This is a genomic window from Labilibaculum euxinicum, from assembly GCF_963678175.1.
In the GTDB taxonomy this organism is placed as follows: Bacteria; Bacteroidota; Bacteroidia; order Bacteroidales; family Marinifilaceae; genus Labilibaculum; species Labilibaculum euxinus.
The window spans coordinates 3,274,414-3,290,293 of the sequence record NZ_OY782756.1 but is presented as its reverse complement, the minus strand read 5'-3'; the positions used below and the strand labels follow the sequence as shown (position 1 = coordinate 3,290,293).

Genomic DNA, 15,880 nt, shown 5'->3' with positions numbered 1-15,880 from the left:
TGTATTGAACTTACGCGCGTGTTCAGTATTTATTATTCCAATTTCTTTGTTTGTGTAAACATTTGGCAGCAAGATGTGATGTTTTAAAATTTAAAAAACAAAACGATCATGCAGTTTAAAAATTACATTTTGATTGGCCTTTTTATATTGGTAAGTCAGAGTTTAGTTGCTCAGGTGGGGACATTGTCCGGAGCAGTTACAGAAAAGGACGGGACAAATCCTTTAATTGGTGCCAATGTTTATTTTCATGGAACAACCATTGGAGCAGCGACCAACAGCGTTGGGTTTTATTCGTTTAGAAACTTAAAGGTGGGAGAGTACGAAATTGTTGTTTCCTATTCGGGATATGGAAGAAAAAAAGAAATCATCGAAATTAAGGAAGGAGCAAATACTATTGATTTTCAGTTGAATAAATCCGAGAGAGAATTGGGCGAAGTGGTTGTTACAGGTACCGGTACACCGCATCATTTAAAAAGTGCTCCTGTTCAAACCGAACTAATCAGCAGCAAGATGGTGAAGGCTGTTTCCGCATCCGGGTTTGATGATTTAATGACTGGAATCAGTCCATCATTTGATTTTACTCCGGGCAGCATGGGAGCTTTTATGCAGCTAAACGGTTTGGGGAACGATTACATTTTGGTACTTGTTGATGGAAAAAGAATATACGGAGATGTTGGAGGTCAGAATGACATCAACCGCATTAATCCTGATGATATTGAACGAATTGAAGTGGTTAAAGGTGCATCTTCATCATTGTACGGATCGGAAGCCATTGCTGGTGTAATTAATGTGATAACCAAAAAATCGAAACGAAAAATCTACGCGGAAAGCAATTCCCGTTTAAGCGAACATGGAAACAGGCAGTACTTCAATAAAGTAGGTTTGAATTTAGGGCGTTTTTCATCTCTTACAACTTATTCCAGAAAGGAATCGGACGGGTGGCAGCTAAGCAAGTTCGAAATTGACGATGATATGGGTAATGATGATCCATCGGATGATGTACTTGTTGTTACAGACGCTAAACAAGTGAATGCGTTCGAAGATTACACCATCAGTCAGCGCTTTGATTTTGCCGCAACCAATAAATTAAGCGTATATGCAATGGGATCGAAATACGAGAAAGATGTACTGCAGCCAATAACAGTAAAAAAATATGGTTATTACTACAACGATTTTTCTTATTCGGCAGGAGCCAAATACCTAATTAATAAGAAGGACTACATCACTTTAGATTTTAATTCTGATCAATTTAAATACTATTACAAATACAATCAGAATGACATATCTTCAAAATCAGGGAAAACCCTTCATTCAATAAGAGAAAAAGTTCTTAATACGGATCAAAAACGCGAAGATGTAAATCTAAAATATGTTTTTAGTCTAAAAAAGGCACATCAATTTACATTGGGAGGAGAATACGTAAACGAAAGCCTGAAATCGGAAGGTAGGTTGGTAAATGCCAAAGAAGATGCTTATACCCTTTCTGCATTTGCTCAGGATGAGATCAAACTAATTAAGAACCTCTCTTTGGTAGCTGGTGTTCGTTACGTAAAGCACAAAGAATTTGGGAATGATTTTACGCCAAAATTATCCACACTTTACAAATTCAACAATTTTAATTTTAGAGCCACTTATGCAAAAGGTTTTAAGGCTCCAACATTAAAAGAGTTGTATTATCATTACGAAAAAGCAGGGAATCTCTACTTGGGAAATACCGATCTTGATGCGCAAAAATCGGATTATTATTCTTTTTCGGCAGAATACATTGTTTCCAAATTATCGCTTAGTTTATCGGCCTATCAAAATAGTATTGATGATATGATTGCTTACCAAACAGTTGAAACGAGTGCTGCAGATAAAGCCGATGGAATTAAAAAAACACGTCAGCATTACAACATTGGAGAAACAAAATCACAAGGAATCGATTTTCTTTTTAATGTGAAAGTTGGCGGAGGCTTTACCCTTGGCGGAGGATACTCCTATGTAGATGCCATGAATGAGACAGATGACATTCGTTTGGAGAATGCAGCTCAAAATTATGCCAATTTCCGTTTGCTGTATGACAGAAACTGGAAAGATTATGCCTTAAATGTAAGCTTGATTGGCAGAATTCAGGATGAGAAATTTTATGAAGGTGAAAAAAATGCCGACGGGTATAATTTATGGAAACTGACAACCTCACATCGTTTTACAAGTGCAGGAACATCTCTTGAAATAACTGCCGGAGTTGATAATATTTTCGACTACGTAGATGACAGTCCGTACGGATCTCATCATGGTACATTAAATCCGGGACGAACCGTATTTATTGGCTGTAACATCAAGTTTGCAAAATAGAATACACATTTATCTGCATAAGGCAAATTCCCTGAACTGTTTAAAAATTAGAAATTCCTGATCAGGGGATTTGCTCTTTGCCAATTTTGATACCCTATCATGAGCAGATTTAAAAATATTATCCTCCAAATTCACAATCTATCGGGAAGTGTACTCAGCCTGATGTTTGTGATTTGGTTTTTATCAGGTTTTGTCCTGATTTTCGCAGGTTTTCCTCATGCTTCAAAAGAGGAAAGGTTTCTGCATTTGTCTTTTTTAACGAAGTCTGATTTTGATTCCATTCAAGCTCCTTCGGAGAGTTTTACAGGCGAAGTAGAATTAGAGAAAATGAATGGAAATCCGGTTTACAGAGTTTATTCCGGAAGAAAATCGCAGAAAGTATACAATGCTGTTTCTTTGAACGAAAGTGAAAAAACAACAAAGAAAGAGGCAGTAAATTTAGCGGAGAATTTTACGGGTGCTAAGCTTCAATCAGTTGAAAAGATTGAAGAATTAGATCAATGGATTCCTTGGGACTACTACAATCCCTTACTTCCTATCTACAAGTGTTATTTAAACGATAAGGATCATACACGGATTTATATTTCAGAAAAAACAGGAAGTATCATTCAGGAAACAACAAGAAAAAGCCGTTGGGCCGCACGATTGGGAGCCATTCCTCATTGGATTTACTTTAAATCGCTGCGTCTGCAAAAAGGACTTTGGTTGAAGGTGGTGGCCTGGATTTCTTTTCTGGGTATTTTGGTAAGTATTACGGGTTTAGTGGCAGGCTTTATTCGTTTGAAGAAGCGAAAGAAAAATTCACAGTGGACAGAATTTAGTCCGTATAAAAAGTTTTGGTACAAGTGGCATCACATTACAGGTTTTCTGTTTGGCTTTTTTGTATTCACGTTTATTTTGAGTGGTTTTTTCTCTGTTGTAGACATTCCCAAAAGCCTGGTGCCGGTACATGCAAAAGTTTCTGCTAAAAAAGTATGGAATCAGAAAACTGATGTGAAACAGCATGCAGCAATATCTATGTCTGATTTATGGAATGCTGTTAAAGGTGAAAAACCGATCCGGAAAGTAGTTTGGAAAACCGTTATGAATCAAGCTTGCTTTTGGGTGTATCGGGATCAGTTTGAATTACCGGATGTGTATGTTGTCGCAGCTGATGGTGTTTTTGCAAAACCGGACTATTCAGAAAAGGAAATCAGCAGTTGGTGCAAAAGTGCATTTGCAGGCACCAATTACGATCTAAAAGAGTTGAACGAATTTGATGCCTACTATCAAAAATCCGGGATGTGGAAACGCCCTTTGCCGGTATGGCAATTGAATTTGCACGATGCCGATCATACCTGCATGTATATTCATCCGAAAACGGGAGAAGTCATCAAAAGCTACAACAGCAACGACAGAGGACGCCGTTGGTTGTACAAATCTCTGCACACTTTGGATTTCCCATTTTTAAAACAACACGAATGGTTAAGAAAGTTCTTGCTGTTATTCCTTTCGTTGGGAGGAACCGTGGTAAGTGTATCAGGCTTTGTGTTGGGAATAAAATGGATCAGGAGAAAAGCTAAAAAATCACTGCCGGCAAGATTGAAACCGATTAAAATAAAATCCAATGATTAAAAAATATCAGTTCAGTAAATTTTTAAAGACAGGCTTGTTCCTGCTCCTAATAACATTTTCATTTATGGCTGCTGCACACACAAAAAAAGCGAATAAAACAGGAATTCTATTGGTCTCCTTTGGCTCCAGTTATCCCGAAACCCGGGCAACCTTTCAACACATCGAAGCGGAAGTGAAAGCCACGTTTCCAGATTTGGAAATACATTGGGCTTTTACATCAAAAATAATTCGCAATAAACTTCGCTCACGCGGCGAAACTATTGATTCGCCTGCCGAAGCTTTGTCCAAAATGGGAGAGGAAGGTTTCACAAATGTCGCGGTTCAGTCTCTGCATGTAATTCCCGGAGAAGAATATGAAAATTTGAAAACAACGGTGGAAGCATTTTCGGGGATGCCAAAAGGAATTGATCAGGTTCAACTGGGCAAACCTTTGCTGTATCATCAAAATGACATTGAAAATCTAGGCGATGTTTTGCTGCAAAACTTACCGGAAGGAATGGTGGAAGGCGATGTTGTTGTTTTCATGGGGCATGGCACGCATCATCCTGCAAATGTATATTATCCGGGCATGCAGTACTATTTATGGCAAAAATATCCCAATGTATTTCTGGCTACAGTAGAGGGATATCCTGAATTGAATCAGGTGATTGAGAAATTGGAAACCCGAAAGGTAAACAAAGTATGGTTGCTTCCTTTTATGACCATTGCCGGCGATCATGCCCGAAACGATATGGCGGGTGAAGAGGAAGAAAGCTGGAAATCAGTATTGGAAGCCAGGGGATACAAAACAGAAGCAGTTTTGAGAGGAATGGCAGATCAGGATGATGTTGTCCGTATTTGGATTGAACACCTGAAAGAAGTACTAATCGAACTTAAATCAAAATAAGAATGATGAACTTTTTGATCCTTTTATTGTCTTTTACTTCGATACAAGAAAAGGCAGTAACGAAAGAATATCAATTTATAGGATGTGGGCAATATACCTATAATGAAGAAGGTTTGTGTTCAGGAAAATTAAGTTTCGACAGCAAAAAAAGACTGAAAAAGAAAGTGCTTTATTTCTACGATGAGCAAGGAAATAAAATAAAGACGGAAAAATATAACGTGACCAATAAATTGATTACAGTCTATGAATATCAATTTAATGAGAAGAAACAGAAAACAAAGAGCTCTAAAATAGATCACCTTAAGAATAAGGTAAGCAGTAAACGTTATACTTACGATGACAAGGGAAGAAATATTAAAACAGAATATTATTCTAATAAAACATTGTTAAAAACGGTGAAGTACGCATTTAATGAATTTGGTCATCAGATTGAATCCACAACTTATAATGCTGAAGGAAAGCAAACCTCTTTGTTTTACACTGAAAACAAGTATGATAAGAATGGCAGATTGAGTGAGAAGTACACACGCGATACTAATGGGAAGTTGGTGAAGTTGAATCATTACGATTACAATAAAGAATCTCAAAGAAGCACAAGTTTCACTTATTATCATTCAGGGAAAAGGCCCAATTCCAAACGAATTTACGAATATGATTCCAATGGACGAAAAGTTGGTTTTATAAAATATATTGTAATAGAATAGAAGTATTATGAGAAGAACGATGAAAAGATATTATTCCATTTGTTGCTATTTATTAGTACTCTTATTTGTATTGACTTCCTGCAATCAAAGTTCAAAAAAAGTGGACTCAAGGTTTATACAAAAGTATCAGAAGAAAGATTTAGAGTATGCTAAAGGCTTTGAGATTTTTAATTCCGATAAGGATCAGGTTCTAAGAATTTATAATGGCAAAGCGAATGATTCAACTTATCAGGAATTTAAATTGGTGAGAGAGAAATTGGCAGGAGATAAGAGTCCGAATACCATTCAGGTTCCTTGTAAAAAAATCATCTGTTTATCGTCCACTCAACTGACCTACTTTTTTGCATTACAAGATATTAACCGCATTGTGGCAACCAACAGCAGCCGGCACTTGTTTCACGAAGGAATCAACAAGCGAATAGAAGATGGAAGTGTGAAACGGGTTGGAAAAGAGGGGCACTTTAATACCGAATTGATTGCGGGTTTAAATCCTGATTTAATTATTGTTTCTCCTTACAAATCGGGTGGTTACGATGCCTTGAAAAATCTGGGCATTCCATTGGTTCCTATGGCGGCTTACGATGAAAAATCACCGTTGGGGAGAGCCGAATGGGTAAAAATGATTGCACCTTTTGTTGGAAAAGAAAAGCAGGCCGATTCTTTGTTTCAGAAAATAGCCTTTCGCTATGATTCCCTTAAAACCCTCACTGAAAAAGTGAAAATACGACCAACAGTATTCTCAGGAAAAATGAAGTCGGGAACCTGGTATGTGCCGGGAGGCAAAAGTTTTTATGCCAATTATTTCCGCGATGCAGGAGCCAAATATATTATTGAGGACGATAAACAAGGAGCATATCCTTTGGGTTTCGAAAGTGTTTACACCAAAGCTGCCAATGCCGATTTTTGGCGGATTCTGGTTCCCGAACCCTTAGGTTTCGGGCGCAAAGCACTGATTGAACAAGATGTTCGCTATGCCGATTTTAAAGCCTACAAAAAGGGAAATGTAATCATGTGCAACATCAGAGAGAAACCCTACTATGAGCAAAATGCCATGAAACCGGATGTGATATTGGCAGATTACATTCATTTCTTTCATCCCGATTTGCTGCCCGATTACAAACCGGAATTTTATGAAGTTTTAAAGTGAATCCTATGACACCTATTTTTCAGAGAAAATCAGTTCTTATTCCTTTATCTCTTGGTATTTTGTTGATTTTGACTGCCTTAAATCTGGCAATGGGATCGGTCAATATTCCTATTGCCGGGGTGGTTGATATTGTAACAGGAAAAGGATCATCCAATGTAATTTGGGAGAACATTCTGCTGCGAACCCGGTTGCCGCAAACCATAGTTGCCTTAGGTGCAGGTATGGCTCTTGGAGTAGCCGGACTGCTGATGCAAACACTTTTTCGAAATCCTTTGGCAGGACCTTCGGTATTGGGAATTTCTTCGGGATCGAGTTTGGGAGTTGGCTTTGTGCTTTTGGTGGCAGGGCAGGTTTGGGGATTTTCGTTTTCCCGATTGGGCATTTGGGGCGATTTAGCAATAATTACAGCCTCGTTGGGAGGTGCTTTTGCTGTTTTAGCTTTGATCCTGTTCATCTCTCATAAAATTGGAGGCACTTTGAGTGTGCTTATCATCGGAGTGATGATTGGTTATCTGTCTAATTCGGTGGTGGGTGTATTGAAATTCTACAGCATGGAAGAAGATGTGCACAACTATGTGATATGGGGATTGGGCAGTTTTTCGCGCATGTCGGTTGACCGGGCTTATTTGTTTGCGATGATTACCATTGTGCCCTCCTTACTTGCTTTGTTTTTAAGTAAATCGCTGAATTTAATGGCTTTGGGCGACCGGTACGCCAGCAATTTAGGTTTAAAGATCAAGCGGGCACGCTTGCTGATCATTTTATGTGCAGGAACATTAACTGCTATTGTAACTGCCTTTTGCGGTCCTATCATATTCATTGGCATGGCCGTTCCGCATCTGGCAAAACTGGTATCCCGCACAAGCAATCATTTATATTTAATTTGTAATGCCTGCATTTTAGGAGCTGCAACAGCATTGCTTTGTAATTTGCTGGCCCGTCTTCCGGGAATGGAGAGTGAATTGCCTATTAATTCGGTAACTGCTTTTATTGGCGCACCGGTTGTTATCTCAGTAATCTGGAAAAAACGCAAAGAAAATTTTTAGCCCTTTAGCATGAATAAAAACCTACTGCACATTAGAAATCTTTCGATTGGTTACGGCAGCAAAATTGTGGCCGGCAATTTATCAGCCATTATTCCGTCAGGAGAATTAATTTGCCTGTTGGGATCAAACGGAACAGGAAAAAGTACTTTGATGCGAAGTATTTGTGGCTTTCAGCCTGTTTTAGGAGGTTTAATTCTGATTGACAATCAGGAAGTTCATCAATTGAACGAAAAGGAGTTGTCGAAACAGATTGCAGTGGTGTTAACCGATAGAGTTGTTGTTCCGAATGCGAATGTGCGGGAATTGGTAGGTTATGGCCGCAGTCCTTACACAGGGATGCTGGGACGATTGAACGCAGCAGATAAAATTATTGTTGCTCGTGCCATGGAACAATGCGGAATTGCACACAAAAAAGACAGCTTGTTGACTTCTTTAAGCGACGGAGAGAGACAAAAAGCTTTTATCGCCAAAGCTCTTGCTCAGGATACGCCGCTGATTATATTGGACGAACCAACTGCTTTTTTAGATTTGCCTGCCAGAGTTGAGATCATGCAGTTGTTACGGGATATTGCCAATACATCCGGAAAATCCATTTTAATGTCGACCCACGATCTGGATTTGGCTTTGCAGCTATCGGATCGCTTGTGGTTGCTGCAAAATGGAGGTCCTTTAATTACAGGTAGTCCGGAAGACTTACTGCTTAAAAATGCCTTTCAAAAAATGTTTCAGCACAAAGGAATTGTGTTCGACAATAAAACAGGTTTGTTTAAAGTGATGCACACGCAACACTCACAGGTAGCGGTAAAAGGTCATGGATTCGAATATGTTTTACTTCGGCGGGCCTTATCCCGAAAAGGAGTTAGGCTTGTAAAAGCAAATCCGGATGACTGCAACCGCCTGGAGGTGAATAAAGATGCCCCAAAACCATTCTCCTTGTATGTCGACGACCAGTGCATACAGTCTGAAGACTCTGTTGAAGTTTTTGTGAATCGCGTATTGGCTGCAAAGAGTTTGCTTGAGGTACAAAGTGAATCACGCGTACTGTCTGAATAAACTAAAATTTTGCTTCCCGTTTAGAATTGCTTGAAAATGAGATTTCTTTTGTCTCATGAATGAACGCTTTGTATCCCTCACTTTTCTTTTAGCCCTGTATTTTTTCGCGTTTTGCTGAACTACAGCAATTACTTGAAAAATCGAATCTAATAAGGTTAATATTTACATATTTTGTTATTTTTGAAAACAATCAAAAATTTCAGATTCCAATTTGGAATACAATGGATTCAAAAAAGGATTGTTACAAAAAAATGTTTGTGTAAGGTAGAGACGCCATGCCTGGCGTCTAAATTGCAAATAGAATGTAAAATAATTTATGAGACGCGAAACACCGCGTCTGTACATCATAAATAAAATTTAGAAAATGGCCGATAAATTTCAAAATAAATACCGCATACCATCCGCCCGATTAAAAGATTGGGATTACGGATCGAATGCCATTTATTTTGTAACCATCTGCACCCACCAACGCGAACATTATTTTGGGGAAATTACCAATGGAAAAATGATATTGAATGAAATTGGGGAATTGGCGCAATGTGAATGGATAAAAACACCCGAAATCAGACCCGATATGAATTTGGAATTGGGCGAATTTGTAATCATGCCAAATCATTTTCATGCCCTAATCACCATTGGCAAAAATAATTACAATACGGGTAAAGACGCGATGCATCGCGTTTCAAATGAAACAAAACTGTATTCAGACGCGATGCATCGCGTCTCTACGTTTGGATCACAATCCAAAAATTTGGCATCAATCATTCGCGGATTCAAATCATCCGTGACCATCAACGGCCGAAAAATCAATTCCAATTTCGCATGGCAAACCCGGTTTCACGATCATATTGTGCGCGATTTTGATTCCTGTCACAGAATAGAACAATACATACAAAATAATCCAGGCAACTGGAAAAATGACGAAATGTATGAATGGTAAAGACGCCATGCTTGGCGTCTGAATTGCAAATGAAATTAAAGGATACCATTCATGACATCAGAAAAGGATAATAATTTATGAGACACGAAACACCGCGTCTGTACAGAATAATAAATATAATCTTACAATAAGCAGTCCTTAGGGTTTGCGGGTTAGCAAAAGTAACTATCAAATTAACTGATACAAAGATAAATGGTTCCCAACTACAATAAAGATCAATTGTTAAAACACAATTACAGCGAAGACGAATTAAGATTTCTGAACCTTCTTGCTGAGAAATTTCCCACAGTTCAAGCCGCCTGTACCGAAATCATTAATCTTGAATCAATCATGAATCTGCCCAAAGGCACGGAGCATTTCCTTACGGATATTCATGGAGAATACGAGACCTTTAGTCATGTGCTGCGGAATGCATCGGGCATGGTACGAAAGAAAATTGATATAGTCTACGGGAACACAATCAGCGAAAAAGAGAAGAATCAGCTGTCAACACTCATTTATTACCCTGAGGATAAACTCAAACTCATCACAAAAGAACAGGATAATCTGAATGAATGGTTTGCGGTAACACTTCGCAGACTGATTGACGTAGCCCGTGTTTCGGCCGATAAGTATACACAATCGAAAGTAAGAAAGGCGATGCCGGCTGATTTTGCCTATGTAATTGATGAATTGCTGAATGAACCTAACGCGAAAAAGGAAAAATATTTCGAATGCATCATACAATCCATTATTGATGTAGATCGGGCCAACCAGTTTATTGTCGCGATCAGTAAGTTTATACAACGCTTGTTGATTGACCGGCTGCACATTATTGGTGATATATATGACAGAGGTCCCTATGCCGATAAGGTGATGGATGTGATACAGGATCATTATTCGGTAGATATTCAGTGGGGAAACCACGACATTGTATGGATGGCTGCCGCAACAGGAATACGTGCCAGTATAGCTGCCGTAATTCGTTTGAGTGCCCGATACAACAATCTGGACACGCTGGAAGATGCCTACGGGATTAATTTGATGCCACTGGCAACCTTCGCTATGAAAGCCTACGAGGGAGATCCATGTGAGGCTTTTATTCCTAAGAATACACCGGTAGAAAACATTGGATCGACTCAGATTAAACTGACCAGTAAAATGCACAAAGCCATTATGGTGATTGAAATGAAACTGGCAGGAGAGATCATTCAGCGAAACCCCGAAATGGAAATGGGCGACCGTTTGCTGCTCGACAAAATCGATTATGAAAAAGGTACTGTGATAATTGACGGACGGGAACTGGTGTTGAACGACAAATCATTTCCCACTATTGATCCCAAAAATCCTTATCAACTAACTGAAGAGGAGAAGGAGTTGGCCGAAAAACTTCAAATTTCCTTTTTGTATTGCGACAAACTGCAGCGACACATTAAAACATTATTCTCAAAAGGAGGTACTTATCTTTCCTACAATTCAAATTTACTGTTTCATGGCTGCATTCCTCTCGACGAAACAGGAGATTTTAAAGAGCTTACTTTACTGGGTGAAAAATACAAAGGGAAGGCCTTGTGCGATCAGTTCGATTTAATTTCCCGACGGGCTTATTTTAACCGCGAACATCCCGAAACAAGGAACAAAGACCGCGATTACATGTGGTATCTGTGGAGCGGGGCTTATTCGCCGCTTTTTGGCAAAAAGAAGATGGCCACTTTCGAACGATATTTTCTGAACGATAAAGAAGTTCAGCGCGAAGAAAGCAATATGTATTACAAGTTGAGGGATGATAAAGATTCCTGCTGTCGGATTTTAAAAGAATTTGGACTTGATCCGGAAGTATCGCACATTGTTAATGGGCATGTGCCGGTAAAAGTCGGAAAAGGAGAAAGTCCGGTAAAAGCAGAGGGAAAACTCTTTGTTATTGACGGAGGAATGTCGAAGCCCTATCAAAAGGTGACCGGTATTGCCGGATATACCTTAATTTATGATTCTTACAGTTTAATACTTGCCGAGCATACCTCTTTCGAATCGAAACACAAAGCCATACACGATGAAGTTGATATTGTTTCAACCCGAAGCATGATTGAGCATGCAACCAAACGAATAAGAGTGGGAGATACCTATATTGGAGCCAATCTGCGCCAGCAAATTCTCGATTTGAACCGACTGCTCGATGCTTACAGAAAGGGAGTTGTGAAAGTGAAAAGTGTAGGCTAAATGAAAGTATATCGATACGCTAAGACCTGAAAGTTCCTGCAATCTATTTTATTTGGAGCAGGACTTAAAAATAAAATTTTCAAAAAGGCTGAATCATTGCGATTCAGTTTTTTTGTGATTGAAATATGTTTGGCATGCTGAATTCCAATTGGATACATGGAAGCAAATAATATTTTGAAGAACTCATATAAATAAATCCATGATCTTGTTTTTTTTATTCTATGATCATAATCTCCCTTGATTTATTTTGTTAATTTTGAAAACAATCAAAAACAATCAAAAACAATCAAAAACTTCAGACCCTAATGTTGCAAGAAAGCTTAACCAGTGAGTATCGTGAAGCATTGTATGGAACGGAAAAACATTAGATGAGTTGAAGAGAAAGTAAATTGACAAATAAACAATTACAATATGCCCCCAACTGACAACCTCTACAAATTTATTTTCATTTCTGGTATTCTAATTTATCTATACTCGTTGACTTTTCTTGCTACTCAATTTGTAAATAATAGAGATCTTGAGTTTAAGTATAATTCTGATTATATAAGTACTTGTGATCTTATCGAAAAAGATTCGATAAGAGTTGAAATGCTATCTTATAAGTTTGAACAATTTACAATGCTTAATTTGAAAGGAATGAATTTAAGGACTTTAGATTCATTAGCCTTAAATACAAATCAGCAAGAAATATTTCAAGAGTACTTAATTCTGAATAGTCAACTGTCAAGTAATAAAAAGTTATTGGTGTTTATTAAAAATAGGATGTCAGAACCTATTGTTTATAAAAATGCATCTAATTTTATTTTTGTAGTTCTTTTTATTCTAGGATCAATTTTAATTCCTATAGGATTTATGCTTTGGTACAATAAATATCATAAGCCGAATATGAAATTGCTAGAAAAGAAAATGTTAGATGAAAGCATAGTAATAGAAGATGATTCAAGAACGAAAATTAGTTTTATTGTATGTTGGGTAGCATTCGCTTTTTTGCTAGTAATACCGATTTTTTTTCTTGATTATGTGATTGATAAATCGAGGGAAGAAAAGAAAAAAGAACAAGTTGTAAAAAGTAATTCTTCAACTAAAATTGAGAATGCAACTGTTATAATCTATCGAAAGTAAGGCAGGAAATCCCTACCTTTAACGCTCATATTTTGCAAAACATAAACTTACTATACATACATGTCTGAAGATCAGAAAAAACAACTGGAAGCCCAGCTTTGGGGAATAGCAAACCTGTTAAGAGGAAAGATAAGTGCAGATGATTACAGGGATTACATTCTTGGTTTTATCTTTTATAAGTATTTAAGTGAGAAGCAATATTTATATGCCAACGGATTACTTGAAGGTGAGGAAGATGTTCAAGATTATAAAGAAGTTGTTGATCCTGAAACATTGGATGCAATTAAAGAGGAATCTCTTTTAAAATTGGGTTACTTTTTATTACCTCAAGAGTTGTTTTCTGAAATTGCTAAAAAAGGAAATTCTGATACGGAGAGCGAAAGCAATTACATCATTGAAGATTTACAAGCAGTAATGACCCATATTGAGCAAAGTACAATGGGGACAGAGTCGGAAGAAGAATTTACAGCCTTGTTTGAAGACTTGGATTTAACCTCTACCAAAATAGGTAGAACGGTTGGTGCAAGAAATGGAGTGATTGTAAAAATCTTAAATCACTTAGACCAAATAGATTTTAAGCTTGAAGAACTCGACTCTGACGTATTAGGTGATGCTTACGAATATTTAATTGGAAAATTTGCTGCAGGTGCGGGAAAATCTGCGGGTGAGTTTTACACACCACAGCAGGTATCTAAAATATTAGCAAAAATTGTAACAACAGGTAAAACAAAACTAAAATCCGTTTACGACCCTACATGTGGTTCTGGTTCATTGCTTTTGCGTGTGGCAAAAGAGATTCAAGATGTAAGTGAATTTTATGGACAGGAACTGAACCGTACCACTTACAATTTGGCTCGTATGAATATGATTTTACACGATGTTCATTTTCGTGAATTCGACATACAGCAAGAGGATACTTTAGAAAACCCTCAACATCTCGATAAACGATTTGAAGCCGTGGTGGCTAATCCACCCTTCTCGGCACATTGGAAAAGTGATACCAACCCATTAAACAGCGCCGACGAACGTTTTAGTCAATATGGTAGATTGGCACCTAAAACCAAAGCAGATTTTGCTTTTGTACAACATATGATACACCAATTGGCCGACAACGGTACAATGGCAACCGTTCTGCCTCATGGTGTCTTATTCCGAGGTGCTGCCGAAGGGATAATCCGTAGATATTTAATTGAAGACAGAAATTATCTGGATGCCGTAATTGGTTTGCCTGCCAATATCTTTTATGGTACATCCATTCCAACCTGTATCTTGGTCTTTAAAAAATGTCGTGAGGTGGATGACAATGTCATTTTTATTGATGCCAGTGGTGACGATCATTTCATTAAAAATGGCAACCAAAATGAGTTGCGAGACGAAGATGTCGAGGAAATTATTAATGCCTACCGAACACGTGCAACAAAAGACAAATACTCACATGTAGCAACAATTGCAGAAATAGCCGAGAACGACTACAACCTGAATATCCCTCGCTATGTAGACACATTTGAAGAGGAAGAAGAAATTAATTTAAACCGAGTAGCAGAGCGTATAGTTGAAATAGATGATGAACTTACAGATGTGAATGCAGATATTCTAAGTTTTTGCAACGAACTAGGCATTGTTCCACCTTTTAAAATTGATAAAGATGGAGAATAGTATGATACCAGAATTGAGATTTCCTGAGTTTGAAGGGAAGTGGAAAAGAAAAAAAATTGGAGATATAAGTAAGGTAAAAAATGGATTTGCTTTTAAAGGAGAGTTTTTTGGCGAAAAGGGACCATATATTATTCTTACGCCTGGTAATTTTGATGTTGGAGGTGGATTTAGATATCAAGGATCAAAGGAAAAGTATTATACTAGTTCTGACGTTTCTGATAATTATATTCTTAAAAAGGGTGATTTATTAACGGTTATGACTGAGCAAGCAGTTGGATTGATTGGTAGTGGATTAATTGTGCCAGAGTCCGGTTTGTTTTTGCATAATCAACGACTTGGTCTTTTTGAAGTAGGAGAAGAAGTGCAAAAAGAATTTTTGTTTCATTTTATGAAAACTCATTCTTTAAGTCTTAAATTTTCAAAATCGGCCGCAGGAACAAAGGTTCGACATACATCTGTAAAATTAATTGAAGGAATAGATTTATCAATCCCCATCCTTCCCGAACAAACCAAAATAGCCTCTTTCCTCACCACAGTAGACAAACGCATAAACCTACTGCAAAAAAAGAAAGCAGAATTAGAGCTTTACAAGAAGGGCATCATGCAAAAAATAGTCTCGCAAACCATTCGCTTTAAAGATGAAAATGGCAATGACTTCCCTGATTGGGAAGAAAATAAATTGAATGATATCTGTGATATAAAAAAGGGACAACAGCTAAACAAAGAAGAATTAGAAGAGACTGGGACTTATCCCGCAATAAATGGTGGAATTGAACCATCTGGCTATACTGAGGAATGGAATTCCTCAGAAAATACCATCACAATAAGTGAAGGTGGTAATTCTTGTGGTTACGTGAATTATATTCGAACAAAATTTTGGTCAGGTGGACATTGTTATTCTTTATTGAGATTGGATGAGAAAGTTGTTGGTGATTACCTGTATCAATCTTTGAGATATTATCAAAATCAAATAATGAGATTACGTGTTGGTTCAGGCTTGCCAAATATTCAAAAGAGAGACATTAATAACTTTAAACTTTTGCTTCCGAAAAAGGAAGAGCAACTTAAGATCGCCAATTTTCTATCATCTATAGATAAATCCATTGAAAAATTGGGCAATCAAATTGATGATTCCGTAGTTTTTAAACAAGGTTTATTACAAAAGATGTTCGTGTAGTT

Annotated in this window: 12 protein-coding genes; all 12 read left to right on the top strand. The window is 37.7% G+C overall.

Annotated features, from left to right (window positions below; genetic code table 11):
• Positions 1-108 precede the first annotated feature (108 nt).
• A complete protein-coding gene (locus ACY0M5_RS13075; protein ID WP_461629444.1) occupies positions 109-2,337 on the top strand; it encodes a TonB-dependent receptor in 2,229 nt (742 codons plus the stop codon).
• Between the two features lie 99 nt (positions 2,338-2,436).
• Positions 2,437-3,951 (top strand): PepSY domain-containing protein, encoded by a 1,515-nt coding sequence (locus ACY0M5_RS13070; protein WP_461629443.1) that lies wholly within the window; start codon positions 2,437-2,439, stop codon positions 3,949-3,951.
• A complete protein-coding gene (locus ACY0M5_RS13065) occupies positions 3,944-4,837 on the top strand; it encodes a sirohydrochlorin cobaltochelatase (RefSeq protein ID WP_461629442.1) in 894 nt (297 codons plus the stop codon). Before ACY0M5_RS13070 ends, ACY0M5_RS13065 begins: the two co-directional genes overlap by 8 nt.
• A 2-nt stretch (positions 4,838-4,839) precedes the next feature.
• Positions 4,840-5,541, top strand: coding sequence for a hypothetical protein (locus ACY0M5_RS13060; RefSeq protein ID WP_321316414.1), 702 nt, complete (start codon positions 4,840-4,842; stop codon positions 5,539-5,541).
• A 100-nt stretch (positions 5,542-5,641) separates the two neighbouring features.
• A complete protein-coding gene (locus ACY0M5_RS13055) occupies positions 5,642-6,688 on the top strand; it encodes an ABC transporter substrate-binding protein (protein WP_461629441.1) in 1,047 nt (348 codons plus the stop codon).
• Positions 6,689-6,693: 5 nt separating this feature from the next.
• Positions 6,694-7,734: a FecCD family ABC transporter permease gene (locus tag ACY0M5_RS13050; protein ID WP_461629440.1), complete on the top strand. Its 1,041-nt coding sequence runs from the start codon at positions 6,694-6,696 to the stop codon at positions 7,732-7,734.
• Positions 7,735-7,743: 9 nt separating this feature from the next.
• Positions 7,744-8,787 carry an ABC transporter ATP-binding protein gene (locus ACY0M5_RS13045; RefSeq protein ID WP_461629439.1) on the top strand — a complete coding sequence of 348 codons (1,044 nt, stop codon included), beginning with the start codon at positions 7,744-7,746 and terminating at the stop codon, positions 8,785-8,787.
• Between the two features lie 364 nt (positions 8,788-9,151).
• On the top strand, positions 9,152-9,727 hold the full coding sequence (locus ACY0M5_RS13040) for a transposase (protein WP_461629438.1): 576 nt from the start codon (positions 9,152-9,154) through the stop codon (positions 9,725-9,727).
• Positions 9,728-9,919: 192 nt separating this feature from the next.
• On the top strand, positions 9,920-11,923 hold the full coding sequence (locus ACY0M5_RS13035; protein WP_461629437.1) for a fructose-1,6-bisphosphatase: 2,004 nt from the start codon (positions 9,920-9,922) through the stop codon (positions 11,921-11,923).
• 411 nt (positions 11,924-12,334) lie between these two features.
• Positions 12,335-13,045 carry a hypothetical protein gene (locus ACY0M5_RS13030; RefSeq protein WP_461629436.1) on the top strand — a complete coding sequence of 237 codons (711 nt, stop codon included), beginning with the start codon at positions 12,335-12,337 and terminating at the stop codon, positions 13,043-13,045.
• A 60-nt stretch (positions 13,046-13,105) separates the two neighbouring features.
• Positions 13,106-14,701, top strand: coding sequence for a type I restriction-modification system subunit M (locus ACY0M5_RS13025; RefSeq protein ID WP_461629435.1), 1,596 nt, complete (start codon positions 13,106-13,108; stop codon positions 14,699-14,701).
• Complete coding sequence (locus ACY0M5_RS13020) at positions 14,691-15,878, top strand: restriction endonuclease subunit S (protein WP_461629434.1); 1,188 nt, start codon at positions 14,691-14,693, stop codon at positions 15,876-15,878. Before ACY0M5_RS13025 ends, ACY0M5_RS13020 begins: the two co-directional genes overlap by 11 nt.
• Positions 15,879-15,880 lie beyond the last annotated feature (2 nt).

Coding starts and splice junctions, on each gene's coding strand:
- ACY0M5_RS13075 (WP_461629444.1), top strand. CDS start 109: ATGCAGTTTAAAAATTACATTTTGATTGGCCTTTTTATATTGGTAAGT.
- ACY0M5_RS13070 (WP_461629443.1), top strand. CDS start 2,437: ATGAGCAGATTTAAAAATATTATCCTCCAAATTCACAATCTATCGGGA.
- ACY0M5_RS13065 (WP_461629442.1), top strand. CDS start 3,944: ATGATTAAAAAATATCAGTTCAGTAAATTTTTAAAGACAGGCTTGTTC.
- ACY0M5_RS13060 (WP_321316414.1), top strand. CDS start 4,840: ATGATGAACTTTTTGATCCTTTTATTGTCTTTTACTTCGATACAAGAA.
- ACY0M5_RS13050 (WP_461629440.1), top strand. CDS start 6,694: ATGACACCTATTTTTCAGAGAAAATCAGTTCTTATTCCTTTATCTCTT.
- ACY0M5_RS13045 (WP_461629439.1), top strand. CDS start 7,744: ATGAATAAAAACCTACTGCACATTAGAAATCTTTCGATTGGTTACGGC.
- ACY0M5_RS13040 (WP_461629438.1), top strand. CDS start 9,152: ATGGCCGATAAATTTCAAAATAAATACCGCATACCATCCGCCCGATTA.
- ACY0M5_RS13035 (WP_461629437.1), top strand. CDS start 9,920: ATGGTTCCCAACTACAATAAAGATCAATTGTTAAAACACAATTACAGC.
- ACY0M5_RS13030 (WP_461629436.1), top strand. CDS start 12,335: ATGCCCCCAACTGACAACCTCTACAAATTTATTTTCATTTCTGGTATT.
- ACY0M5_RS13025 (WP_461629435.1), top strand. CDS start 13,106: ATGTCTGAAGATCAGAAAAAACAACTGGAAGCCCAGCTTTGGGGAATA.
- ACY0M5_RS13020 (WP_461629434.1), top strand. CDS start 14,691: ATGGAGAATAGTATGATACCAGAATTGAGATTTCCTGAGTTTGAAGGG.